Origin of the sequence: Kitasatospora sp. NPDC057738 (assembly GCF_042798815.1) — a bacterium.
GTDB classification, from domain to species: Bacteria; Actinomycetota; Actinomycetes; order Streptomycetales; family Streptomycetaceae; genus Kitasatospora; species Kitasatospora lactacystinica.
Window position 1 is genome coordinate 19027 of record NZ_JBHVJT010000069.1, and the last position, 24269, is coordinate 43295.

24 protein-coding genes are annotated in these 24269 nt (G+C 73.1%); 12 read left to right on the plus strand and 12 right to left on the minus strand.

Annotated features, from left to right (window positions below; all coding sequences use genetic code 11):
* Nucleotides 1-102 precede the first annotated feature (102 nt).
* Complete coding sequence (locus tag ACFVGO_RS30465; protein WP_359897969.1) at nt 103-1260, plus strand: Glu/Leu/Phe/Val dehydrogenase dimerization domain-containing protein; 1158 nt, start codon at nt 103-105, stop codon at nt 1258-1260.
* A gap of 384 nt (nt 1261-1644) precedes the next feature.
* On the plus strand, nt 1645-1902 hold the full coding sequence (locus ACFVGO_RS30470) for a DUF3073 domain-containing protein (protein ID WP_359897971.1): 258 nt from the start codon (nt 1645-1647) through the stop codon (nt 1900-1902).
* 201 nt (nt 1903-2103) lie between these two features.
* Here ACFVGO_RS30470 and purM read toward each other — a convergent pair whose 3' ends face one another.
* From purM to ACFVGO_RS30485, 3 genes are all read right to left on the minus strand, one after another.
* Nucleotides 2104-3189: a phosphoribosylformylglycinamidine cyclo-ligase gene (gene purM / locus ACFVGO_RS30475; protein ID WP_359897972.1), complete on the minus strand. Its 1086-nt coding sequence runs from the start codon at nt 3187-3189 to the stop codon at nt 2104-2106.
* 100 nt (nt 3190-3289) lie between these two features.
* On the minus strand, nt 3290-4873 hold the full coding sequence (purF, locus tag ACFVGO_RS30480; RefSeq protein ID WP_359897974.1) for an amidophosphoribosyltransferase: 1584 nt from the start codon (nt 4871-4873) through the stop codon (nt 3290-3292).
* Between the two features lie 296 nt (nt 4874-5169).
* Complete coding sequence (locus ACFVGO_RS30485) at nt 5170-6015, minus strand: diacylglycerol kinase (protein ID WP_359897975.1); 846 nt, start codon at nt 6013-6015, stop codon at nt 5170-5172.
* A gap of 126 nt (nt 6016-6141) precedes the next feature.
* On the opposite strand from ACFVGO_RS30485, the gene ACFVGO_RS30490 reads away from it, so the two are divergent.
* Both ACFVGO_RS30490 and ACFVGO_RS30495 read left to right on the plus strand, forming a co-directional pair.
* Complete coding sequence (locus ACFVGO_RS30490; protein ID WP_359897977.1) at nt 6142-7425, plus strand: adenylosuccinate synthase; 1284 nt, start codon at nt 6142-6144, stop codon at nt 7423-7425.
* 185 nt (nt 7426-7610) lie between these two features.
* A complete protein-coding gene (locus ACFVGO_RS30495) occupies nt 7611-8213 on the plus strand; it encodes a GNAT family protein (RefSeq protein ID WP_359897979.1) in 603 nt (200 codons plus the stop codon).
* 24 nt (nt 8214-8237) lie between these two features.
* Here ACFVGO_RS30495 and ACFVGO_RS30500 read toward each other — a convergent pair whose 3' ends face one another.
* A complete protein-coding gene (locus ACFVGO_RS30500; protein WP_359897981.1) occupies nt 8238-8393 on the minus strand; it encodes a hypothetical protein in 156 nt (51 codons plus the stop codon).
* 345 nt (nt 8394-8738) lie between these two features.
* Between ACFVGO_RS30500 and ACFVGO_RS30505 the strand changes: the two genes are divergently transcribed.
* From ACFVGO_RS30505 to ACFVGO_RS30520, 4 genes are all read left to right on the plus strand, one after another.
* Nucleotides 8739-9587, plus strand: coding sequence for a helix-turn-helix transcriptional regulator (locus tag ACFVGO_RS30505; protein ID WP_359897983.1), 849 nt, complete (start codon nt 8739-8741; stop codon nt 9585-9587).
* Complete coding sequence (locus ACFVGO_RS30510; protein WP_359897985.1) at nt 9584-9784, plus strand: DUF397 domain-containing protein; 201 nt, start codon at nt 9584-9586, stop codon at nt 9782-9784. The genes ACFVGO_RS30505 and ACFVGO_RS30510 overlap by 4 nt, the downstream gene beginning before the upstream one ends.
* A 265-nt stretch (nt 9785-10049) precedes the next feature.
* Complete coding sequence (gene metG, locus ACFVGO_RS30515) at nt 10050-11783, plus strand: methionine--tRNA ligase (protein WP_380635224.1); 1734 nt, start codon at nt 10050-10052, stop codon at nt 11781-11783.
* A gap of 81 nt (nt 11784-11864) precedes the next feature.
* A complete protein-coding gene (locus ACFVGO_RS30520) occupies nt 11865-12704 on the plus strand; it encodes an alpha/beta hydrolase (RefSeq protein ID WP_359897988.1) in 840 nt (279 codons plus the stop codon).
* 145 nt (nt 12705-12849) lie between these two features.
* Here ACFVGO_RS30520 and ACFVGO_RS30525 read toward each other — a convergent pair whose 3' ends face one another.
* From ACFVGO_RS30525 to ACFVGO_RS30535, 3 genes are all read right to left on the minus strand, one after another.
* The gene (locus ACFVGO_RS30525; RefSeq protein ID WP_359897989.1) at nt 12850-13764 is read right to left on the minus strand and encodes a class I SAM-dependent methyltransferase; all 915 of its coding nucleotides are present in this window, start codon (nt 13762-13764) and stop codon (nt 12850-12852) included.
* A 42-nt stretch (nt 13765-13806) separates the two neighbouring features.
* Nucleotides 13807-14901: an NAD(P)/FAD-dependent oxidoreductase gene (locus tag ACFVGO_RS30530; protein ID WP_380635228.1), complete on the minus strand. Its 1095-nt coding sequence runs from the start codon at nt 14899-14901 to the stop codon at nt 13807-13809.
* Between the two features lie 82 nt (nt 14902-14983).
* Entirely contained in the window at nt 14984-15937 is a 954-nt protein-coding gene (locus tag ACFVGO_RS30535; RefSeq protein ID WP_380635230.1) for a hypothetical protein, read from the minus strand.
* A 152-nt stretch (nt 15938-16089) separates the two neighbouring features.
* On the opposite strand from ACFVGO_RS30535, the gene ACFVGO_RS30540 reads away from it, so the two are divergent.
* Complete coding sequence (locus ACFVGO_RS30540; RefSeq protein ID WP_359897994.1) at nt 16090-17145, plus strand: aldo/keto reductase; 1056 nt, start codon at nt 16090-16092, stop codon at nt 17143-17145.
* A gap of 89 nt (nt 17146-17234) precedes the next feature.
* Here the strand turns inward: ACFVGO_RS30540 and ACFVGO_RS30545 are convergent, their stop codons facing one another.
* Nucleotides 17235-17804, minus strand: coding sequence for a GNAT family N-acetyltransferase (locus tag ACFVGO_RS30545; RefSeq protein ID WP_380635233.1), 570 nt, complete (start codon nt 17802-17804; stop codon nt 17235-17237).
* 23 nt (nt 17805-17827) lie between these two features.
* Nucleotides 17828-18718 carry an NAD(P)-dependent oxidoreductase gene (locus ACFVGO_RS30550; RefSeq protein ID WP_380635235.1) on the minus strand — a complete coding sequence of 297 codons (891 nt, stop codon included), beginning with the start codon at nt 18716-18718 and terminating at the stop codon, nt 17828-17830.
* A gap of 106 nt (nt 18719-18824) precedes the next feature.
* Between ACFVGO_RS30550 and ACFVGO_RS30555 the strand changes: the two genes are divergently transcribed.
* The gene (locus ACFVGO_RS30555) at nt 18825-19172 is read left to right on the plus strand and encodes a helix-turn-helix domain-containing protein (protein ID WP_359898000.1); all 348 of its coding nucleotides are present in this window, start codon (nt 18825-18827) and stop codon (nt 19170-19172) included.
* A 42-nt stretch (nt 19173-19214) separates the two neighbouring features.
* Here ACFVGO_RS30555 and ACFVGO_RS30560 read toward each other — a convergent pair whose 3' ends face one another.
* Both ACFVGO_RS30560 and ACFVGO_RS30565 read right to left on the minus strand, forming a co-directional pair.
* Nucleotides 19215-19637 (minus strand): DUF350 domain-containing protein, encoded by a 423-nt coding sequence (locus tag ACFVGO_RS30560; RefSeq protein ID WP_359898002.1) that lies wholly within the window; start codon nt 19635-19637, stop codon nt 19215-19217.
* 140 nt (nt 19638-19777) lie between these two features.
* Nucleotides 19778-20266 carry an LURP-one-related family protein gene (locus ACFVGO_RS30565; RefSeq protein WP_359898003.1) on the minus strand — a complete coding sequence of 163 codons (489 nt, stop codon included), beginning with the start codon at nt 20264-20266 and terminating at the stop codon, nt 19778-19780.
* Nucleotides 20267-20394: 128 nt separating this feature from the next.
* On the opposite strand from ACFVGO_RS30565, the gene ACFVGO_RS30570 reads away from it, so the two are divergent.
* Nucleotides 20395-20991, plus strand: a complete 597-nt coding sequence (locus ACFVGO_RS30570) for a GNAT family N-acetyltransferase (protein ID WP_380351647.1) — start codon at nt 20395-20397, stop codon at nt 20989-20991.
* Between the two features lie 7 nt (nt 20992-20998).
* The gene (locus ACFVGO_RS30575; protein WP_359898005.1) at nt 20999-22834 is read left to right on the plus strand and encodes an NHL domain-containing thioredoxin family protein; all 1836 of its coding nucleotides are present in this window, start codon (nt 20999-21001) and stop codon (nt 22832-22834) included.
* Nucleotides 22835-22922: 88 nt separating this feature from the next.
* Here the strand turns inward: ACFVGO_RS30575 and ACFVGO_RS30580 are convergent, their stop codons facing one another.
* Nucleotides 22923-24230: a M18 family aminopeptidase gene (locus tag ACFVGO_RS30580; RefSeq protein ID WP_380351644.1), complete on the minus strand. Its 1308-nt coding sequence runs from the start codon at nt 24228-24230 to the stop codon at nt 22923-22925.
* Nucleotides 24231-24269: the final 39 nt, after the last annotated feature.

Consider the following 24269-nt stretch of genomic DNA (forward strand, 5'->3'; position numbering starts at 1 on the left):
CCCAGCTCGGACAAGACGGCCGATCGGCGGCACGGGCGCGGCTACGCTTCGCCTCAGACGCCCGCACCACAGCAGCGGGCCTTCGATACTGGAGTCACCACAGTGACCGACGTACAGACCCCCGCCACGCACTCCGCACCCGGCGTGCTCAGCAGGATCTTCCGTACCGAACAGGACGGCGCCCCCGGCGACGGTCACGAGCAGGTCGTCCTCTGCCACGACCGCAGCTCGGGCCTGAAGGCGATCATCGCCATCCACTCGACCGCCCTGGGCCCGGCCCTCGGCGGCACCCGCTTCTTCCCGTACGCCTCCGAGGAGGCGGCGCTGGAGGACGCGCTGAACCTGTCCCGCGGAATGTCCTACAAGAACGCGCTGGCCGGCCTGGACCTCGGTGGCGGCAAGGCCGTCATCATCGGCGACCCGAACAAGGACAAGAACGAGGCGATGCTCCGGGCCTACGGCCGCTTCGTCGAGTCCCTGCGCGGCCGCTACATCACCGCCTGCGACGTGGGCACCTACGTCCAGGACATGGACGTCATCGCCCGCGAGACCGAGTTCGTGACCGGCCGCTCGCCCGAGCACGGCGGCGCCGGCGACTCGTCCATCCTGACCGCCTTCGGCGTCTTCCAGGGCATGCGCGCCAGCGCCCAGGCCCGCTGGGGCCAGCCGACCCTGCGCGGCAAGCGGGTCGGCGTCGCGGGCGTCGGCAAGGTCGGCCACTACCTGGTCGGCCACCTGGTCGCGGACGGCGCCACGGTCGTCGTCACCGACCCCTTCGAGGCCGCGGTCAACCGGGTGCGCGCCGCCCACCCGGAGGTGGAGGTCGTCGCCGACACCACCGCCCTGCTCCAGGCCAAGCTGGACGTCTACGCCCCCTGCGCCCTCGGCGGCGCGCTGACCGACGCCACGGTCGCCGCGCTGGGCGAGTTCGGCACCTCCGTCGTCTGCGGCGCGGCCAACAACCAGCTGGCCCACCCGGGCGTCGAGAAGGACCTGGCCGACCGCGGCATCCTCTACGCGCCGGACTACCTGGTGAACTCCGGCGGCGTCATCCAGGTCGCCGACGAGATCGACGGCTTCAACTTCGATCGGGCCAAGAACAAGGCCACGAAGATCTTCGACACCACCCTGGAGATCTTCACCCGGGCGACGGCCGACGGCATCCCGCCCGCGGTCGCCGCCGACCGCCTGGCCGAGAAGCGGATGCGCGAGATCAGCGCCCTGCGCACGGTGCTGCTGCCCGGCGCCCGCCGCGCCTGACGGGTCGACAACCGACCCGGTGATGCGCGGGGGGGCCGTGGGGACGGTCCCCCCGCGCATCACGATGTGGAACCGGATTCTCACTTCTCCCGCCGAACGGGTGATCCGAGGCCCCCCTAGGGGGGATAATCAGTCCTGGAACGACGGACCTCAGACACCTCTGGACAGCGCGCAAAACGCCGCAAAACCTCCCTTGACCTGGGAAGACCTGGTCGCGGGTGCGGTCGGTGCGCGCCACGTCACACCGACGACGTACCGTCCAGCGGCGGAAACAGGTACCGTTAATGCTCCAAGGGACGGTCCTCCCATTCGGGCAGGCCGGTCCTGATCATGAACACGTGTCAGACTCGGGGCCGTGAGCCCCATCGTTGAGGGGGTCGACCCATGGGGCGCGGCCGGGCCAAGGCCAAGCAGACGAAGGTCGCCCGCGAGCTGAAGTACAACAGCGGCGGGTTCGACGCTAACCGTCTGTCCAACGAGCTGGGCGTATCTCCGTCCACCGCCTCGATCGAGCCGGAGCCGATCGAGGAGGAGGAGGAGGACGACCCGTACGCGGAGTACGCAGCCCGCTACGCCGACCTCGACGACGAGGACGACAACGGGCCAGGCACCGGGGCGTCCCAGGCCTCCCGCCGCTCGTAGCCACAGCAGTCCCGCCGACCGGTTCGGGCACCCGCCAGGGCGCCGGACCGGTCTTCGGCGTTCCCTCGCGCCGGACCGCCCCGCCCGGCGTTCCCCCGTACGGCCCGCCGACCCGTTCCGCACGGTCCGCCGACCGCCTCCACCGCACGCGAGAGGGCCCCTCCGGTGCTCCGGAGGGGCCCTCTCGTCGTCACGCCGGGGTCAGCTCGCCCGGAAGCCCTCGTAGGCGTTGTAGAGGGCCGCGCCGCCCTCGTGCCCGTCGCCGCGCTCGACGATGTCGCCGAGCAGCCAGGCCTCCACGCCGCGGTCCTCCAGGATCGACAGCACGACGTCCACCGAGTGCGGCGGGACGACCGCGACCATGCCGACGCCCATGTTCAGCGTCTTCTCGATCTCCAGGGTGGCCACCTTGCCGACCTCGGCGACGGTCTGGAAGACCGGCAGCGGGGTCCAGGTGCCGCGGTCCAGGCGGGCGTGCAGGCCGTCCGGGACGACCCGGGCCAGGTTGGCCGCCAGGCCGCCGCCGGTGACGTGCGAGAAGGCGTGCACCTCGGTGGCGCGGGTGAGCGCCAGGCAGTCCAGCGAGTAGATCCGGGTCGGCTCCAGCAGCTCCTCGCCGAGGGTGCGGCCGAACTCCTCGACCTTGCGGTCCAGCTTCCAGCCGGCCTCGTTCAGCAGCACGTGGCGGACCAGCGAGTAGCCGTTGGAGTGCAGGCCGGAGGCGGCCATCGCGATCACCACGTCGCCGGCCCGGACCCGGTCCGCGCCGAGCAGCGCGTCGGCCTCCACCACACCGGTGCCGGCGCCCGCGACGTCGTACTCGTCCGGGCCCAGCAGGCCCGGGTGCTCGGCGGTCTCGCCGCCGACCAGGGCGCAGCCGGCCAGCGCGCAGCCCTCGGCGATGCCCTTGACGATCGCGGCGACCCGCTCCGGGACGACCTTGCCGACGCAGATGTAGTCGGTCATGAACAGCGGCTCGGCGCCGCACACCACCAGGTCGTCGACGACCATGCCGACCAGGTCGTGGCCGATGGTGTCGTGCTTGTCCATGGCGGCGGCGATGGCCACCTTGGTCCCCACGCCGTCGGTGGCCGAGGCCAGCAGCGGCCGCTCGTAGTTCTTGAAGGCGGACGCGTCGAAGAGGCCGGCGAAACCGCCGAGACCGCCGACCACCTCGGGGCGGTTGGCCTTCTTCACCCACTGCTTCATGAGCTCGACGGCGCGGTCGCCCGCCTCGATGTCGACACCGGCGGCGGCGTAGGTGGCACCGTTCTGGTTGCTGGTCACTGCGTGCGGCCCTTTCGGGTCAGGTGGGGGTGGTTCTACGGAACAGCAGGGGGTGGAACAGCGGTGGGGCCCCGGTTCACGGGACCCCACCGTCGGTTCGTTACGGCCGGCGCAGCGCGTCGGCCGCGCCCGCCCCGCCGAGCAGCGACTGGACGCCGTCCAGGTCGCTGCCGCTGGTCGGCTTGCCGCGGACGGCCGGCGGCTGCTGGCCGCCCTTGATCTCGGCCTCCAGCAGGAGCTTGCCGAGCAGCGCCGGGTCCGGCAGCTCCATCGGGTACTCGCCGTCGAAGCAGGCCCGGCAGAGCCGGTCCTTCGGCTGCGCGGTGGCCTCGATCATGCCGTCGATCGAGATGTAGGAGAGCGAGTCCGCGCCGAGGGTGCGGCCGATCTCCTCGATGGTCATGCCGTTGGCGATCAGCTCCGCGCGGGTGGCGAAGTCGATGCCGAAGAAGCAGGGCCACTTCACCGGAGGCGAGGAGATCCGGATGTGCACCTCGGCGGCGCCGGCCTCGCGGAGCATCTTCACCAGCGCGCGCTGGGTGTTGCCGCGGACGATCGAGTCGTCCACGACCACCAGGCGCTTGCCCGCGATGACCTCGCGCAGCGGGTTGAGCTTGAGCCGGATGCCGAGCTGGCGGATCGTCTGGCTGGGCTGGATGAAGGTGCGGCCCACGTAGGCGTTCTTCACCAGGCCGGAGCCGTACGGGATGCCGCTGGCCTCGGCGTAGCCGATCGCGGCGGGGGTGCCGGACTCGGGCGTCGCTATCACCAGGTCGGCATCGACGGGCGCCTCCTTGGCCAGCCGGCGGCCCATCTCCACGCGGGAGAGGTGCACGTTGCGGCCGGCGATGGAGGTGTCGGGGCGGGCCAGGTAGACGTACTCGAAGACGCAGCCCTTGGGCTTGGCCTCGGCGAACCGGGAGCTGCGCATCCCGTTCTCGTCGATGGCGATGAGCTCGCCGGGCTCGACCTCGCGGATGAAGGAGGCGCCGCAGATGTCCAGCGCCGCCGTCTCGGAGGCGACCACCCAGCCGCGCTCCAGCCGGCCGAGCACCAGCGGGCGGATGCCCTGCGGGTCACGGGCGGCGTAGAGGGTGTGCTCGTCCATGAAGACGAGCGAGAACGCGCCCTTGACCTGGGGCAGCACGACCTTGGCCGTCTCCTCGATGGAGAGGTCCGGGTGGCCGGCGAGCAGCGCCGTCACCAGGTCGGTGTCATTGGTCGCGGCGCTCCGGCCGGAGCGCGAGACGTGCTCCTCGCCGGGGAGTTCGGCGACCATGGCCGCCAGTTCGGCGGTGTTCACCAGGTTTCCGTTGTGCCCGAGGGCCAGCGAACCGTGAACGGTCGCCCGGAAGGTCGGCTGGGCGTTCTCCCAGACCGAGGAACCGGTGGTCGAGTAGCGGGCGTGTCCGACGGCGATATGCCCGTGCAACGACCCCAGCGATGCCTCGTCGAAGACCTGGGAAACGAGGCCCATGTCCTTGAAGACGAGAATCTGGGAGCCGTTGCTCACTGCGATGCCCGCGGATTCCTGACCGCGGTGCTGCAGGGCGTAAAGGCCGAAGAACGTGAGCTTGGCGACCTCCTCGCCGGGAGCCCAGACACCGAAGACGCCACAAGCGTCCTGGGGGCCTTTCTCACCGGGAAGAAGATCGTGGTTGAGTCTTCCGTCACCACGTGGCACGCCTTCGAGTCTAGGGCAGTTGACCCGGGCTGTCGGACCCCGGGACTGCGGGTTTGTCCGGCGATCGCGAGTTGATGCGCGTAGACAAAACCCCTTACCGGCCGGGGATTTCGGGTGGGGGGAATTCCGGCGGGCGGCGCTTGGCCTTGTGGTTCGCGCCTGTTGGGGAGTTCCGGGTGCGCGGCGGCGGGGGTCCGGGCACGGACGAACGTGAGCCTGCTCACCCGGCGTTCCCCCACCCGTCGCCCGCCGGTCGCCCACCGGTCGGGCGGGCGGTCGGGCGGTCGGGCGGGCGTTCAGGCGGCCGGCAGCAGCAGGCCCCAGGCTCCCGGGTGCACCGTCCAGGTCCGCGCCCGGACCGGACCGACCGGGCGGCCGTCCGCCTCGTAGTCGAAGCCCCGCCCGACCACCGACACGCTCGCCGCCCGGGCGCGCACCAGGGCGCCGGAGGCGGCGACCACCACGTCCATCTCGCCCGTCCCGTCCGAGGCACCGGACGGGAGCGTGACCTGGACCAGCCGGACCGGCCGGTGGACGTCCGCGAGCAGTCGGCCGTCCGCCTCGACCCGGACCCGGGAGCTGTGGTCGGCGCCGTCCTCGGTGAGTGCGTTCGCCTGCTCGGCCGCAGCCAGTTTCGCCCATAGCGAACGCCAGCCACCCGAACGGCCCACCATGCGCCGCGCACCCCCGCCGGTGATCCGCACCCCGCCCAGCGCCACCCCGCCACCGTCGTCCACCAGCAGGTCCAGCCGGCGCGGCGCGCCCGACAGCACCGCCCGCGCGGCCCGGACCGGCTCCCCCGGCACGCCGAGCGCGCGGGCCGCCGCCAGCTCCTGCGAGCGGCCGACCGGAACCATCCCCACCGGTTCCGTGCCCAGCTCACGCTGGCGATGCAGGGCCTGGAGCACCCGCTGCAGCGCGAGGTCGGAACCGATCACCACCGGTCGCCTCCGGCCCCGGTGCGAAAGCACCCGGTCGAGCTCGGAAGGGCTCTCCGGAAAGGCCACCTTCACGTCCGCGCCCCCGCAGAGCACGTCCTTCGCGATCCGCACCGACTCGCCGTCGGTCTGCCGGGCCACCGGGTCGAGGAGCAGCAGGAGCGGCTCCGGGCCGCCGGTAGCAGGCGTGGACAGGGACGACACGACCGGTCCTTCCTCAGGTAATCTCTCGGTGCAAGAGCCCCTTGCGCCATTGCGCCAGGGGCTTCGTCTATCTCGGGGCAGACTGCGGCCTACGCAGGATGCCCCAACCGGAAGGGGTGTACGCCTGTGCCGGCACTCGTGCTCGTTGGCGCTCAGTGGGGAGACGAGGGCAAGGGGAAGGCCACCGACCTCCTCGGTGGCTCCGTGGACTACGTGGTCCGCTACCAGGGCGGCAACAACGCCGGTCACACGGTGGTCATCGGCGACCAGAAGTACGCCCTGCACCTGCTCCCTTCCGGAATCCTCAGCCCGAACGTGACGCCGGTGATCGGCAACGGCGTCGTGATCGACCCGGCCGTGCTGCTCTCCGAGCTGGCCGGCCTGAACGAGCGCGGCATCGACACCTCCAAGCTGCTGATCTCGGGCAACGCCCACCTGATCACGCCGTACCACCGCACCCTGGACAAGGTCACCGAGCGCTTCCTCGGCAAGCGCCGGATCGGCACCACCGGCCGCGGCATCGGCCCGACCTACGCGGACAAGATCAACCGCGTCGGCATCCGGGTCCAGGACCTGTTCGACGAGTCGATCCTGCGCCAGAAGATCGAGGCGGCGCTGCACGACAAGAACCAGATCCTGGTCAAGCTGTACAACCGCCGCACCATCCCGGCCGACCTGGTGGTCGAGGAGTACCTGGGCTACGCGGAGAAGATCAAGCCCTTCCTCTCCGACACCACCCTCGTCCTGGACGAGGCGCTGAAGGCGGACAAGGTCGTCCTGCTGGAGGGCGGCCAGGGCACCCTGCTCGACGTCGACCACGGCACGTACCCCTTCGTGACCTCGTCGAACCCGACCGCGGGCGGCGCCTGCACCGGCGCCGGCATCGGCCCGACCAAGATCGACCGGGTCATCGGCATCCTCAAGGCCTACACCACCCGCGTCGGCTCCGGCCCGTTCCCGACCGAGCTGCTCGACGCGGACGGCGAGGCGCTGCGCCGGATCGGCGGCGAGCGCGGTGTCACCACCGGCCGCGACCGCCGCTGCGGCTGGTTCGACGCCGTGATCGCGCGCTACGCGACCCGGGTCAACGGCCTCACCGACTTCTTCCTCACCAAGCTGGACGTGCTGACCGGCTGGGAGCAGATCCCGGTCTGCGTCGCGTACGAGATCGACGGCAAGCGGGTCGAGGAGCTCCCCTACAACCAGTCGGACTTCCACCACGCCAAGCCGATCTACGAGACGCTGCCGGGCTGGACCGAGGACATCAGCAAGGCGAAGTCCTTCGCCGATCTGCCGAAGAACGCCCAGGCGTACGTGAAGGCGCTGGAGGAGATGTCGGGCGCGCCGATCTCCGCCATCGGCGTCGGCCCGGGCCGCGACGAGACGATCCAGATCAACTCGTTCATCTGAGTCGGAACCCGCTCTTCACCGAGGGCCCCGCAGGACGCACCGTCCTGCGGGGCCCTTCGTCGTCCCGGATCCTCCGCGCTGGCTCCTCCGCGCTGGACCTTCTGCACTGGATCTTCTGCACTCAGGCTTTTGCACTAGTTCAAACACCTATTGCCTCTAGTGCACAATCGGGCTACGTTCGGATCATGACCGCGAAGCAGCCCGCACCCGTCACCCTCACCGGCCGCCACATCCGCCTGGAGCCGCTGGAGCGCCGCCACCTCGCCGACCTCTGGACCGCCATCGGCCCCGACCCCGACGTCTGGCGCTGGACCATGTCGCCGCAGCCCGGCTCGCAGGAGGAGCTCGGCGCGATCCTCGACACCCGGATCGCGGAGGCGGCCGCGGGCGAGTCGGTGAACTTCGCCGCCGTCGACCTCGCGAGCGGCCGGGCCGTCGGCGTCACCGGCTACCACGACCACAGCGCGCCGGACGAGTCCGTGGAGATCGGCGGCACCTGGTACGCCCGCTCGGTCTGGCGCACGGCGGTCAACACCGAGGCCAAGCTGCTGCTCCTGCGCCACGCCTTCGAGGACCTCGGCATGGGCCGGGTCTTCTGGAAGACCGACGCCCGCAACGAGCGCTCCCGCGCCGCGGTCCTGCGCCTCGGCGCCCAGTACGAGGGGACCCTGCGCCGCCACCGGCTGCGCCCCGACGGCAGCTGGCGGGACAGCGTCTACTTCTCGATGCTCGCCGACGAGTGGCCGGCGGCCGAGTCCCGGCTGACGGAACGGCTCTCCCGGGGCTGAGCCGCGCCCCGGCCGGCCGCGCGGCTACTTCCGGTCCCCCGCGGCGGCATGGCCGGCCGCCAACTCGCGCTTCACCGCGCGAAGTTCGGAGGGCTTGACGTTCACCAGCCAGACCAGCCAGCCGACGAACAGGACGGCGAGCAGGAGCGCCGACAATCCGGCGACGAGAAGCGCATTCACCGGGATGCGGAAATGCGCCGGGACGGGTGGGGCCGGTGGGGCCGATGGGGAAGGCCGAGTACGGAGGGGAGGGGCATGGCTGTCTCCGGTCGATGATTTCGGGCGCCGCGACCATGCATCTGATGTGTCATTACGGCCGATTGACGACTGTTTGACGACTGTTTAGGCGGCAACAAGTCAGCGAGTGACACGGATGACCATAGGGTCAAGGTGCCAGAGTTGCTACCGAGCGGAAGGACGTTCACTCCATCGTGGGGTATCCCCCATTTCGGTAGCTAGGGCCCGGCACGCGCGGCACACTTCACCGGAAGCATCGACGCCAGCCGCGACCCGGAGAAGAGAGTCATGCCACCCCGCTTGTCGCCGACCGTGCGCCAGCAGCGCCTCGGGATCGAGTTGCGCAGGATGCGCGAGCTCGTGGGCGTCACGCCCAAGAGCCTGGCCGCCACCATCGGCACCGACCTGCCCAAGATCTCCCAGATGGAGAACGGGAAGTCGGGCATCAGCGCCGAGCGGCTCCGGATCTGGGCACTCACCTGCGGTTGCGCGGACGGCCCCTACCTGGACGCGCTGCTGACGATGACTCAGGACCGGCGCAAGTACTGGTGGGACGGCTACCGCGGCCGGCTGCCGAACGCGATCATCGACATCGCGGAGATGGAGCACCACGCGTCCTCCCTCTCCATCCTGAACAGCACCTTCATCCCCGGACTGCTGCAGACCCCGGAGTACGCCGCCGCGGTGTTCGAGCGGCTCCCCCCGCAGTACCGGCAGGAGGCCGACGTCCGGAAGGCATTCCGGATTCGGCGCCAGCAGATCTTCGTCGACCACCCGAAGCCGTACAGCGCATTCCTGCACGAGTCCGCGCTGCGCATGCAGTTCGGCGGTCCGGAAGTACTGCGCGACCAGTTGCGGAGCCTGTTGGAGAATTCCGAACGGCCCGGTGTGGAGATCCGGGTGATCCCGTTCAGCGTGCCCACCTACACCGGCTCCGGAGAGAGTCTGTACCTCGCCCGCGGACCCGTCCCGGAACTCGACACCGTCCAGATCGATCTCTCCCACGGGCCGAAATTCGTGCACACCCAGGCCGAATTGGCCTCCTACCGCCGGATCAAGGAGGAGACCGCGGCCATCGCGCTCGGGCCGGACGAGTCCCGGGACTTCATCCGGGCCTTGCTGAAAGACTTCGCATGAGTACCTGGCGCAAGGCCTCGGCCAGCGGCGAGAGCACCGACTGCGTCGAGGTCAGATCGGCGGGCGAGCTGGTGGAAATCCGAGAGTCCGACCGGCCCGAGGTCGTCGTGCAGACCACCCCCCGCAAGTGGGCCGCCTTCGTCCGCGGGGTGAAGTCCGGGGAGTTCGACCGGTACGGCGACTTCAGCCGGCCGTGACGCCCGGCCCGGACGTGCCGTCCACGCCGCCCCGGAAGTGCCGTCCGCCCCGGGCCCGGAAGCACGGTCCGACCCGCTCCGGACCTGCGGTCCACCCCGCTCCGGAAGCCCGGTCCGCCCCACTCCGGAAGTGCGGTCCGCCCCGGCCCGCCGCGTGCGCCAGGACCCCCCGCTTGCCCTAGGCTTGCAGCCCACAGTGGACCCCTGCGCCTGACACGGCACTCCGGGTGGGGTGCGCGTGCGGGAGAAATCGGAGCATCCGAGGATGGCTCGGCACCTGATCACCAGCGCCCTTCCGTACATCAACGGGATCAAGCACCTGGGCAACATGGTCGGGTCCATGCTCCCGGCGGACGTCCACGCCCGGTACCTGCGCCGACGAGGGCACGAGGTGCTGTTCATCTGCGCCACCGACGAGCACGGCACGCCCGCCGAACTGGCCGCCCAGGAAGCCGGGTTGCCCGTCGCGGAGTTCTGCGCCCGGGCACACGACGCGCAGCGGGCGGTGTACGAGGGCCTCGGGCTCTCCTTCGACCACTTCGGCCGCAGCTCCTCGCCGCAGAACCGGGAGATCACCCAGGAGATCGCCCGCGAACTGCAGCGCAACGGCTTCATCGAGGAGCGCGCGATCCGCCAGGTGTACTCCAACGCCGACGGCCGCTTCCTGCCGGACCGCTACATCGTCGGCACCTGCCCGCACTGCGGCTACGACAAGGCCCGCGGCGACCAGTGCGAGAACTGCACCCGGGTGCTCGACCCGACCGACCTGCTGGAGCCGCGCTCGGCGATCAGCGGCAGCTCCGACCTGGAGGTCCGGGAGACCCGCCACCTGTTCCTGCTCCAGTCCAAGCTCACCGAGGAGGTCGAGGACTGGGTCGCCGCCCACGCCGACGACTGGCCGGTGCTGGCCTCCTCGATCGCCCGCAAGTGGCTGACCGAGGGCCTCCAGGACCGCTCGATCACCCGCGACCTGGAGTGGGGAGTCCCGGTGCCCGCCGACGTGTGGCCCGAACTGGCCGCCGAGGGCAAGGTGTTCTACGTCTGGTTCGACGCCCCGATCGAGTACATCGGCGCCACCAAGGAATGGGCGGACGCGGCCCCGGCCGGGCAGCTGCGGGACTGGAAGTCCTGGTGGTACGAGGTCGACGAGACCGTCCGCTACACCGAGTTCATGGCCAAGGACAACGTCCCGTTCCACACCGTGATGTTCCCGGCCACGCTGCTCGGCTCGCGCCGACCGTGGAAGAAGGTCGACTACGTCAAGGCCTTCAACTGGCTGACGTACTACGGCGGGAAGTTCTCCACCAGCCAGAAGCGCGGCGTCTTCACCGACGTCGCGCTGGAGCTGCTGCCCGCCGACTACTGGCGCTACTTCCTGATGGCGCACGCGCCCGAGTCGGACGACTCCAGCTTCACCTGGGACCTGTTCGCCTCGGTGGTCAACAAGGACCTCGCCGACACCCTCGGCAACTTCGTCAACCGGGTGCTCTCCTTCAGCCGCAAGCGCTTCGGCGACGACGTCCCGGGCGGGCACGCGCCGGGGCAGGCCGAGCAGCGCCTCGGCGAGCAGGTCGCCGCGCTGCTCGCCGAGTACGAGGCCCAGCTGGACTCGCTCAACTTCCGCAAGGCGGCGCAGGCCCTGCGCGCGCTGTGGAGCGCGGGCAACGCGTACCTGGACGAGAAGGCGCCCTGGCTGCAGGTGAAGACCGACCCGGAGGCGGCGGCGCTGACCCTGCGCACCGCGATGAACCTGATCCACCTGTACGCGGTGGTCTCCGAACCGTTCATCCCGGCCACCGCGGCGGCGATGCGCGGGGCCTTCGCGCTGCCCGAGGACTCCCCGGCCGCCACCCGGGACTGGATCGCCCCGCAGGAGGCGCGGGCGCTGGACCTGGTGCCGGCCGGGACGGCGTTCACGGTGCCGCCGGTGCTGTTCGCCAAGATCACGGACGAGGACCTGGCGGCCTGGACGGCGCGCTTCGGCGGCTCGGCGGGCTGACCGGTGTGAACGGCCCCGCGGCGGCGGGGCCCGGCCGATTTCCCGTTGCCCCGGCCGGTCTGCGGTTGCCACGATCCTTCGATGACGACCTTCACCGGCCCCGACGGCACCCCACTCGGCTACCGCGTCCTCGGCGAGGGCGAGCCGCTGCTCGTCCTCGCCGGCGGCCCGATGCGCGACGCCGCGTACCTCGGCGACCTCGGCGGCCTCGGCGCGCACCGCGCCCTGCACGTCCTCGACCTGCGCGGCACGGGCCGATCGGCGCGCCCGGCCGACCCGGCGGGCTACCGGGTCGACCGGCAGGTGGCCGACGTCGAGGCGTTCCGGGCGCACCTCGGGCTCGACCGGGCCGACCTCCTCGCCCACTCCGCCGGCTGCTCGCTCGCCACCCTGTACGCACTGCGGCACCCCGGGCGCACCGGCCGGCTGGTGCTGGTCACGCCCAGCCTCCGGATCCTCGGCGGCACCGCCACCGAGGACGACTACCGCGAGGCGGCCGAGGCCCGCGGCCTCGCCGACGAGGAGTGGTACCCGGCCGCCAGGGCCGCCGTCCGCGCCGCCTTCGCCGGCGGCACCGCCGACCCCGGCGCCGTGGCACCGCTCTTCCACGGCGACTGGAACGCCACCGCCCGCGCCCACGAGGCCGACTGCGCCGTCCAGAGCCACCCGGAGGCCGCCGCGGCGTACCACGGCGGCGGCTTCCGGCCCGCCGCCGTCCGCGCCGCCGTCGCCGAACTCCCGGTGCCGACGCTGCTGTTGGCCGGCGAGTACGACCCCGACCCGCGGCCCGGGGCGGTCCGCGCCGCGGCCGCGCTGTTCCGCCACGCCCGTGCCGCCGTCCAGCCCGGCGCCGGCCACTACCCGTGGCTCGACGATCCGGCCGCCTTCACCCGTACGGTGGCCGCCTTCCTCGCGGGCTGACGCGGCGGGCCGTCGGGTCTCCGGCCGTACGGTCGCGGGCCGTACGGTCGCGGGCCGTACGGTCGCGGGCCGTACGGTCGCCAGCTGTACGGTCGAGGACCCCGCGGCCGCCAGCTGTACGGTCGAGGACCCCGCGGCCGCCGGATCAGTCCCGGCGGGCCGTGTGGACGGTCATCGCGGAGAGGTAGAAGGCGTCCGGACGGTGCAGGATGCCGGTGGGGGCGTCCTCGGCGAGCAGGGCCTCCAGGGTGGCCCGGTCCTCGGCGTCGAGCTGCTCGGCGAGCTGGTCGTGACGCCGGGTCAGCTGGGTGTGCAGGTAGCCGCGGACGGGCCCGGCGAGCGGGGCGGGGTGGTCGACCAGGAAGGTGCGGGTGCCGGTCGGGGTCAGTCCGGCCCGCCGCAGCATGGCCGGCCAGTCCTCGATCTCCTGGGTGCTGCCGGGCAGTTCGGCCCGCATGGCGCTGAAGCCGTCCTCGTGGGCGGCGTCCATCCGGGCCTGGAAGCCGGGCCGGCCGAGGCCGAAGTCGCGCGGCAGGTAGCGCGCCGGCAGGCCGCTCTCCGCGACGGCGAGCAGACCGCCGGGCCGCAGCACCCCGGCGAGCGAGGTGAGCGCGGCCTGCTGGTCGCCCAGGTGGTGGACGGCGTTGCCGGACCAGATCAGGTCGGCCTCGCCGAGCTTGCCGAACTCCTCGGGCAGGTCGGCCTGTTGGGTGCCGAGCCGACCGCCGGAGCGGGTCCGGGCGCGCTCCAGCAGGGCGGCCGACTGGTCGACCGCCACCACCTCGGCCGCCGGGAAGACCTCCGCCAGCAGTCCGGCGATCACCCCGGGGCCGCTGCCGACGTCGAGGACCCGCCGCACCTCGCCCTCCCCGTGCAGGCCGAGCAGCCAGCGCCCGGCCTCGGTGACGGCGCCGGCCCGCAGGTCGGCCTCCAGCTCCAGGTGCGCGGCGAGCGCGTCCCAGTCGAAGTCGGCGGCGGGAACGTGCCCGTGGCCGTGGGAGTGCCCATGGGAGTGGGAGTGGCCGTGCCCGTGGGAGTGGCCGTGCTGCTGCGCTGACATCCGGATTCTCCGATCGTGGGTGGGTTGACGAAAGCTTCCCGCTCAGGCGGGCAGGGCGGCGCCGGACGCGCGGTACGTCCGCACCGCCCGGTCGAGCTCCTCGGCCACGAGGTCGTGGTCGAGCGCGAAGGCCGCCGCCGCGCCCATCCCGGCGGCGGTGACCACCTGGGCACGCGGGTCGGCGACGTTGCCGACCGCCCAGACGCCGGGGAGGCTGGTGCGGCCGGTCCGGTCGGTGGTGACCCAGCCGTTGTCGTCCCGGGCGCAGTCGAGGCCGAAGAGCAGCGCGTCCCGGGGCACCGGCCGCGGGAAGACGAACACCGCCTCGCGCGGCACCACCTGCCCGGTGGCGAGTTCGACGCCGCGCAGCCGCCCGTCGTCGGACACCAGGCGGACGATCCGGCCCTCGACCACCCCGACGTCCCGGGCCGCGAGCCGTTCCCGCTCGGCGTCCGTCAGCGCCAGGTTGTGCGCGAGCAGCACCACGTCCGCCGACCACTGCCGCAGCAGCAGCGCCTGGTTGACCGCCCCCGGGCCGGTGCCGAGCACTCCGAGCGGGCGGTCGCGGACCTCCCAGGCGTGGCAGTACGGGCAGTGCAGCACGTCGTGGCCCCACCGCTCGACCAGGCCCGGCAGCTCCGGCAGCCCGTCCCGCAGCCCGGTGGCGACGACCACCCGGCGCGCGTGCAGCACCGGCCCGCCGGCCAGGTGGACCACGAAGCCCGACCCGGCGGACCCGGCCGGCTCGGCGGACTCGATCCGATCGCTCTGCTCGGCCGACTCGATGTGATCGCTGTGCTCGACGGACTCGATGTGCTCGACCCGGGCGTCGATCAGGTCCACCCCGTACCGGGCGACCTCCTCCCGCCCGACCGCCAGCAGCGCCGCCGGGGGCATGCCGTCCCGGCTCAGGTAGCCGTGCATGTGGGCGGCGGGCGCGTTGCGCGGCTCGCCGGCGTCCACCACGGCGACCCGGCGACGGGCCCGGCCCAGCACCAGCGCGGCGTTCAGCCCCGCCGCTCCGGCGCCGACCACCACCACGTCGTAGCGCTCGCGTTCCCCGATCCCGGTCGTCCCGGGTGTCCCGGTCGTTCCTGCCGTCCTGACCGTTCCTGCCGTCCCTGCCGTCTCGCCCATGGCGCTCACCTCCACCGCCAGGCTGCGGCCCGCCCTACAGCATCGGCAAGCTTTGTTGCCGCCTCAGCAAACCACTGCGAGGTCACCCCCTCGTCCGCCGCCAGTACGACCGGGCGGCCACCGCCAGCGCGACCCCGTACCCGGCGAACCCGCACATCCCGACCCAGGAGATCTCCAGCGCGCTCTGCTCACTGGCGAACTCCCCCAGCCTGATCCGCGTCACCCCGGCGGTGCACAGCGTCAGGTAGCCGATCCCGACCACCCCGTACGGCGCCAGCGAAGCCGCGCCCACCAGGGCCGGGGTGAGCGGCAGCCAGCGCGGCACCCGGCGGCCGCGCAGCGGCAGGGTCCAGCGCGGGAAGACCTGCCCCCACGGGCGGACCAGTCCCCAGAGCAGGAACACCCCGAGCAGCGCCAGCAGCACGGTGCCGTCGAGGCCCCGGCGTTCCAGGGCGAGCCAGAGCCCGGAGGAGCCGTTGCGCACGTAGCTCGCGTACATCTGGTCGCCGCTGATCCCGGCGAAGCTGCCGCCGAACGCCCAGATCAGCTTCATCAGCACGTACGGAACGAACGCCAGCGTGCCTGCCCAGGCGGCGAGTTGGACGATCGGCGGGGCCGCTGCGGGAGCCGGCGCCACCCGTTCGGCCCGGCCGCCCGGGCCGCCGCGGGCCCCGGGCCGCAGCCCCGGGGCGGTGCGGGCCAGCAGCACCGCCCCCACCGCCGCCAGGGTGCGCTCCACCGCGTCGGGGACGCTGTCCACCCGCTGGCCGAACAGCAGCGTCACCAGGTCCATCAGCAGGCCCCAGGCCCCGACCGCGGCCGCCCCGCACACCAGCCACAGCAGCCACCACAGCCCCCGCACCGGCGTTCGCCGCACCACCGCCACGCCGGCGGCCGCCGAGGCGAGCCCCACGGCGGCCACCACCCACCCCGGCCAGTCCGCCCCCAGCAGCCGCGTCCCGCCCAGCGCGCACCCCAGCCCGAACCCGGCGTACCCGAGGCCCCAGCCGGTCACCGCCCACCCGTTCCTCACCATGCCGACAGGCTCGCCCGCGCCACCCCGCCGCTCCTCCCCCGGTGCGGTGATCCGGCTCCCCCACCCGAGGGAGCCGAGCCGCGTTTGCGCTGGAGTGCACTCCAACTCCTAATCTCTGACACGCAACTGATCGCCAACCAGGGGGAACGGCCATGCGCTACCGCGTTCTCGGCGGCACCGGCATCGAGGTGAGCACCTACTGCCTCGGCACCATGATGTTCGGCTCCGTCGGCAACTCCGACCACGACGACTGCGCCCGGATGATCGGCACCGCGGTCGACCGGGGCATCAACTTCATCGACACCGCGGACATGTACTCGGCCGGCGAGTCCGAGGAGATCGTCGGCAAGGCACTGGCCGCCCGTGGCGACCGCGACGAGATCGTGCTCGCCACCAAGGTGCACTTCCCGATGGGCGAGGGCCACAACCGGGGCGGCAACTCGCGGCGCTGGATCGTCCGCGAGGTCGAGGAGAGCCTGCGTCGGCTGCGGACCGAGTGGATCGACCTGTACCAGGTCCACCGACCGGACCACACCACCGACATCGAGGAAACCCTCTCCGTCCTCGGCGACCTCGTCCGGGCGGGCAAGATCCGCGCCTTCGGCTGCTCCACCTTCCCCGCCGAGCAGATCGTGGACGCCCACCACGTCGCCGAGCGCCGCGGCCTGCAGCGCTTCCGCACCGAGCAGCCGCCGTACTCGCTGCTCGCCCGGGGCGTGGAGCGCGAGGTGCTGCCCGTCGTCCAGCGGCTGGGCATGGGCGCGCTGACCTGGGGCCCGCTCGCCGGTGGCTTCCTGACCGGCCGCTACCGCAAGGACCGCCCGATCGACCTCAGCCGGGGCCGGGCCGCCCTCCACCCGCACCGCTTCGACCCGGAGCTGCCCACCACGGCGGCCAAGCTGGAGGCCGTCGAGGCCCTCACCGCCCTCGCCGAGGAGCTCGGCCGCACCCTCCCCGAGCTGGCCACCGCCTTCCCGGCGGCCCACCCGGCCGTCACGTCGGTGATCATCGGCCCGCGCACCGCGGCGCAGCTCGAATCGGCCCTCAAGGCCGCCGACCTGGTCCTGGACGACGCCACCCTCGACCGCATCGACGCCATCGTCCCGCCCGGCACCGACCTCTACCGGGCCGACGGCGTCTGGCAGCCCCCGGCCCTCACCACGCCGGCCCTGCGCCGCCGCCCGGTGTCCGACCGCCCCGCGGCCTGAGCCCCGGCCCTCCCCCTCCCCGTCTCTGCCCGCCTGCCCGGCCTTCGCCCGCCCGTCCGCCCGGCCACGACGGCCGGGCGGGCCGGAACTCACCCCCTCGGGGCGGCGAAGCAGTGGACGGTGACGGTGCGTCCGGAGGCCCACTGCTGGTCTCCGCCGCCGAGGTGGGTCCAGCCGAGGCGGCGGTAGAGGGCCACGGCGGCGGTGTCGGTGGCGAGCACGTCGAGGACGGGGTGCAGGCCGAGCGCCCGCGCGTGCGCCACGGCGCAGGCCAGCAGCCGGGCGCCGACCAGGTGGCCGCGCGCCCCGGGGGCGACGTAGAGCCGGCCGATCACGGCGGTGAGCTCCGGGCGGCCGCCGGTGCGCCCGCTCCACAGGACGGGGGCGAGGTCGCCCGGGGCGCTGCGGGCCAGGCCGACGTGCCCGCTGAGCCGGCCGTCCGACTCGGCGATCCAGGCGGCGAGCAGGCCGTCCGGGGTCAGCCAGGCGGCGGGGCGGTCGGGCCAGTCGGCGGGATAGCCGTCGACGGTGTGGACGTCGCCCAGCACCCGGACGCAGTCGGCGAGGTCGTCGGCGCGGCGCGGTCTGACGACCACCCCCGCCCCGGCCTGCCCTGGTTCGGACGCGACGACGGTGGCGCGTTCTTCGAGGTCTGCCATGCCGGTACGTTACCGGCCGGCCCTCACCGTCGCAGCAGGTCGACGACCCCGGTCAGGTCCTCGCCGCCGCCACCGACCTCCAGTCGGCGCTCCATCAACCGGAAGTACGGTTCGAGGAGTTCGGCGCTCACCAGCTGCTCCTCGGCGGTGCGCAGCAGCGTCTCCTTGCCGGCCACCTGCATCGCCAGGTTGGACACCACGTCCCGGGCGTAGTCGCCGCTCTCCAGCTGCGCCGCCGTCCTGGCCACCGAGCCGGACATCGCGGCCAGCCAGTCGCCCAGCAGTGGCGCCAGCCCGCTCGGCGCCACGGCCTCGCCGCGGACCAGCGCGAAGGCGTGCGCGATCCCGGCGAACATCCCGTACATCCCGCTGAGCAGCGCCACGTCGTGCAGCGCCGCGTACCCGGCGTCGGCGCCCACGTAGCGGGTGCCGGCCGGGACGGCGAGCGCGCCCCCGTGCTCCTCGAACAGCTCGGACGAGCCGCTGTAGAACACGTACGCCCCGGCCGCCGGGACGCCGATCATCGGCGGGACGGCCATGATCCCGCCGTCCAGGTAGCGGGCGCCGCGCTCCTCGGCCCAGGCGGCCCGGGCACGGGCCTGCCCGGGAGTGCTCGTGACCAGGTTGACCAGGTCCTTGCCGGTCAGGTCGACGCCGTCCAGCGCCGCCGGCACGGAGGCGTCGTCGAGCAGGCAGACGACGACCAGCCGGTTCGCGGCGACGGCCCGCGCGACGGTGGCGGCGACGGTGGCGCCGCGGGCGGCGAGTCCGTCGGCACGGGCGGCGGTGCGGTTCCAGACGGTCAGCGGGTGCCCGGCGGCGAGCCAGGCCTCGGCCAGCGCGGTGCCCATCGCGCCGAGGCCGAGCAGGGTGAGCGGGGTCCTGGGGGTGTTCTCAACGGGGTTGGTTGCCATGGCAGTCAGCCTCCGCGCCGGCCCCGGAAACGATCAAGTACGCACTTCGAAGTGGGTGGTTACCCTGGGGTGAGCATCGAGCTGGCAGGGGCCGGAAGGGGTGGGCATGGCGATCGTGTCGAGGCCTGGGGCGCACGTCTGCGGGACCGACGCCGCGATGGACGTGATCGGCGGCAAGTGGAAGGTGTCGATCCTCTGGGCCCTGGGCGAACGCCCGCACTGCCGCTTCGGCGAGCTGCGCCGGCTGCTGCCGGGGATCACCGAGAAGGTGCTGGCCGCGCACCTGCGCGAGATGGAGGCGCACGGCATCGTGCACCGGGAGGCGTACGACGAGGTGCCGCCCCGGGTCGAGTACGCGCTGACCGGGGCGGGGCACCGCCTGAACACGGCGCTGGGGCCGCTGGGGGACTGGGGGCGGGAGCACGTCCTGGGCGAGGCGCCCCGCCCGGCGTAGCCTCGCCCGGCGCAGCGCGGCCCCGGCCTACGCGATCGCGGCCTACGCGATCGCGGCCGACACCACCGCCGCCACCGCGATGTTGCAGGCCGCGGACACCCACACCGCCGGGTGCGGCTCCGGATCGACCAGGATCTCGCCGAGCCTGCCCGGCGTCAGCAGGTCCACCAGCCAGAACGCGACGGCCATCAGCACCAGCCCGAGCAGGCCGTAGCAGGCCGTCGACACCAGGCCCTTGGCGAAGTCGGCATAGGTGTACATGATCGCGGTGAAGACGATGCCGCCGATGCCGAGCAGGGCGGAGCTGAGCAGGACGGCGGCGTTGCGGTTGCGCTCGACCCAGATCTGCCGGCCGAGCTTGCCGGGCGTCAGCAGGTCGACCAGGCCGATGCCGAGGAGCAGCAGCACCACGCCGAGGGTGCCGTAGGCCGCCGCCGCACCGAGCCCGTGCAGGATGTCGTTCATCGTGGTTCCAGCCCCCGGTCCGCTCACGCCGTCCCCCGCGACCGTGCCGGTCGGGGCCCCCGACCTGCCTGGTCAAGGGTTGGCAAAAGATACCCCACCCGGGTGAGGGGCGGACCGGGGGCCGGGAAACCGGGGACGGGTCAGTCCTCCTCCCGCACCAGGTGGTCGACGCAGGCCGCGACGGCCAGCAGCAGACCGGCGTCCGCACCGTCGGCGATCTCCACCCCGTAGGTGTCCCGGATCCGGAACCACTTGCGGCTGATCCGGGCCAGCTCGTCGCCGTGCCGGTTCTCGATCCGGTAGTCCTTGTCGATCAGGTTGCCGTGGATCTTCAGCTCGCCGCCGGAGGCCAGCTCCACCAGGTACTTGTCCCGGAACGGGGTGAACAGCTTCTCCCGGACGGTGGCGACCACCTCGCCGTCGGCGTCCTCGATCCTCATCGCGTCGCGGACGGCGAGCATCTTCTCCCTCACCACCGCGACCACCCGCCCGTGCGCGTCCTTCAGCTCGAAGGTGTCCCGCAGCCGCAGGACCTTGCCGTCCACCAGGAACGCCTTGTGCCCCCGGTCGTCCTCGATCCAGTAGTCGTCGCCGACCGCGAACAGCTTCTCCCTGACCAGATACCGCACCGTGCGACCTCCTCCGTGTTGACGTCGCCCCATTCGACCCCGAGCGCCCGGCCGCGGAGAAGCACCGCCACGGAGCACCGGCCGAAAACCCCGTCGCACGGCGGCCCCCGATCCCCTTCAATACCGCCATGCACCCCGACCTCACCAACGGCCTCACCAACGGCCTCACCAGCGGCCTCACCAGCGGCCTCACCACCGCCGAGCTGCGCAGCGAGCGCCTCGACCTGCTGCCGATCGCCCCCGGGCACGCCGAGGAGCTGGCGGCCGCGCTCGCCGACCCGGCCCTGCACGCCTTCACCGGCGGCCGCCCGGCCACCGTCGAGGAGCAGCGCGCCCGCTGCGCCCGGCTCGCCGCCGGCTCCCCCGACCCGGCCGAGGCCTGGGGCAACTGGGTGCTGCGGCTGCGCGCCGACGGCGCCCTCACCGGCTACGTGCAGGCCACCGTCCGCCCCGACGCCTCCGAGGCCGAGGTCGCCTGGGTGGTCGGCACCCCCTGGCAGCGCCGCGGCCTGGCCACCGAGGCCGCCCGCGCCCTGCTCGCCCACCTCGCCGCCGCCGGCGTCACCACCGCCGCCGCCCACATCCACCCCGACCACCACGCCTCCGCCGCCGTCGCCCGCGCCCTCGGCCTGCGCCCCACCGCCCGCACCCAGGACGGCGAGACCCGCTGGCAGTCCGATCTCACCCGGCACGCCCGGAATGCGGGCACCCGGCGTGCGGTTTGATTGACGCATGGCATCTCGTGCACGTGTACGCGCCCCCGAGCTGGTCGGGGCAGGCGGTTGGCTGAACACCGGCGGCAAGGAGCTAGCGCTCGCCGACTTCCGGGGCAAGATCACCATCCTGGACTTCTGGACCTTCTGCTGCATCAACTGTCTGCACGTCCTGGACGAGCTGCGGGAGCTGGAGGAGAAGCACCGCGACACCGTGGTGATCGTCGGGGTGCACTCGCCGAAGTTCGTGCACGAGGCCGACCACCAGGCGGTCGTCGACGCCGTCGCCCGCTACGAGGTGCACCACCCGGTGCTGGACGACCCGGCGCTGGTGACCTGGAAGCAGTACGCCGTCCGGGCCTGGCCGACGCTGGTGGTGATCGACCCGGAGGGCTACGTGGTCGCCCAGCACGCCGGCGAGGGCCACGCCCACGCGCTCGCCCGGCTGGTCGAGGAGCTGGAGGCCGAGCACGCCGCGAAGGGCACGCTGCGCCGCGGCGACGGCCCGTACGTGGCGCCGGAGCCGAGCGCCGGGGACCTCAAGTTCCCCGGCAAGGCGGTCCGGCTGCCGAACGGCCACTTCCTGGTCGCCGACTCCGGCCACCACTCGCTGGTCGAGCTGGCCGAGGACGGCGAGACGGTGGTGCGCCGGATCGGCGACGGGCAGCGCGGCCTGGTGGACGGCGACGGCGCGGACGGCGCCGGCCCGCGGTTCAGCGAGCCGCAGGGCCTCGCGCTGCTCCCCGAGGGCCACCCGTACGACTACGACGTGGTCGTGGCCGACACCGTCAACCACGCCCTGCGCGGTGTCCGCCTCGCCGACGGCCGGGTGACCACCCTGGCCGGCACCGGCCGCCAGTGGTGGCAGGGCTCGGCCACCGAGGGCCCGGCCCGCGAGGTGGACCTCTCCTCGCCGTGGGACGTCGCCTGGTTCGACGGCCGGGTGTGGATCGCGATGGCCGGCGTGCACCAGCTGTGGTCGTACGACCCGGCCGCCGGCACCGTCGCGGTCGCGGCCGGCACCACCAACGAGGGCCTGGTGGACGGGCCCGCCGCCGAGGCCTGGTTCGCCCAGCCGTCCGGCCTCGCGGTGTCGGCGGACGGCGAGCGGCTCTGGGTCGCCGACTCCGAGACCTCCTCGCTGCGCTGGGTTTCACGTGAAACAAAGGCGGTCCGCACCGCCGTCGGCAGCGGCCTGTTCGACTTCGGCCACCGCGACGGCGCGGCCGGTCAGGCACTGTTCCAGCACCCGCTGGGCGTCACCGTGCTGCCGGACGGCTCGGTGGCCGTCGCCGACACCTACAACCACGCGCTGCGCCGCTACGACCCGGCGAGCGGCGAGGTCAGCACCCTGGCCACCGACCTGCGCGAGCCCTCCGGGGCGGTCCTGGTGGACGGGGACATCGTGGTGGTCGAGTCGGCCCGGCACCGGCTGACCAGGCTGCGGCTGCCGGAGGAGGCGGTGCAGGTCGAGTCGGTGGCGCACCGCACCCGGCGCGCGGCCACCGAGGTCGCCCCGGGCGCCTTCCGGCTGGACGTGGTCTTCGAGGCGCCGAACGGCCAGAAGCTGGACGAGCGCTACGGCCCCTCCACCCGGCTGCTGGTCAGCGCGACCCCGCCCGAGCTGCTGGTCTCCGGCGCGGGCGCGGACACCGACCTCTCCCGTGAACTGGTGCTCTCCGCCGAGGTCACCGAGGGTGTGCTGCACGTCTCGGCGATGGCCGCCTCCTGCGACGACGACCCGGAGATCGAGTACCCGGCCTGCCACGTGCACCAGCAGGACTGGGGCGTGCCGGTGACGCTGGTGGCCGACGGCGCCCGCCGCCTGCCGCTGGTCCTCGCCGGGATGGAGTAACACCGGACGACGCGCGGCTTCGCGGAACGGCGCGGAACGACGCGAAGGGGCCCGGCGGACGACCGCCGGGCCCCGCTCGCCGCCGTTCTCAGCCCTCCAGGAAGGCCTTGAGCGCGCTCGCCAGCAGGTACGGGTCCTCCGCCCCGCACAGCTCGCGCGCCGAGTGCATGGAGAGCGCCGCGATGCCGCAGTCCACCGTCCTGATGCCCAGTCGCGCCGCCGTGATCGGGCCGATCGTCGTCCCGCAGGGCATGGCGTTGTTGGAGACGAAGCTCTGCCACGGCACGCCGGCCTTCTCGCAGGCGGCGGCGAACACCGCCCGGCCGACGCCGTCGGTCGCGTAGCGGTTGTTGACGTTGACCTTGAGGATCGGCCCGCCGTTCGGCATCGGGTGGTGGCCCGGCTCGTGCCGCTCGCTGTAGTTCGGGTGGACGGCGTGGCCCATGTCCGAGGAGAGGCAGACGGTGCCGGCGAGCGCCCGGGCCCGGTCCTCGGTGGTGCCGCCGCGCGCGTGGATCGTCCGGTCCATGACGTTGCCGAGCAGGGGGCTCTGCGCGCCGGTGTCGGACTCGCTGCCGGTCTCCTCGTGGTCGAAGGCGGCCAGCACCGGGATGTACGGCAGGTCGGCGGCGCCGTCGGCGGTGGCGACGGCGGCGAGCGCGGCGGTGGCCGCGTGCACCGAGAGCAGGTTGTCCAGGCGCGGGGCGGCCAGCAGCTCGCGGTCGCGGCCCAGGTAGGAGGCGGGCTGGACGTCGTGGGTCATGAGGTCCCAGCCGACCACGTCGGCGGCGGCCAGACCGGCCCGCCCGGCGACGTAGGAGATCAGCGCGCCCTCGTCGACCGGGCCGAGGCCCCAGATCGGGGTGAGGTGGCGCTGCTTGTCGAGCTTCATGCCCTCGTTGACCTGGCGGTCCAGGTGGATGGCGAGCTGCGGGACGCGCAGCAGCGGCTCGTCCAGCTGGACCAGCCGGACGGTGCCGTCCTTGAGCGCGAGCCGGCCGGAGAGGCCGAGGTCGCGGTCCAGCCAGGTGTTCAGCGGGACGCCGCCGTAGATCTCCACCGCGACCTGCCGCCAGCCCTCGGAACCGGTGTCCGGGACGGGCTTGACCCGCAGGTTGGGCGAGTCGGTGTGGGTGCCGACGATCCGGAACGGGGTCTCGGGGCCCGCCCCCTGCGGCAGGTACCAGGCGATCAGCGCGCCCCCGCGGATCAGGTAGCGCCCGCCGGCCGCGTCGTCCCACGCGTCCGTCTCGGCGACCTGCCGGAAGCCCGCCTTCTCCAGCCGCTCCGCGGCGCTCGCCACCGCGTGGTACGGCGAGGGCGAGGTGCCGAGGAACGCGATCAGGTCGTCGCTGTGCGTCCGGTCGAAAAATGCCTGGCGGGCGGCGGTCGACATACTGCTCCTGGGTCGAGTGAGGGCCGAAGCCGGATGGGG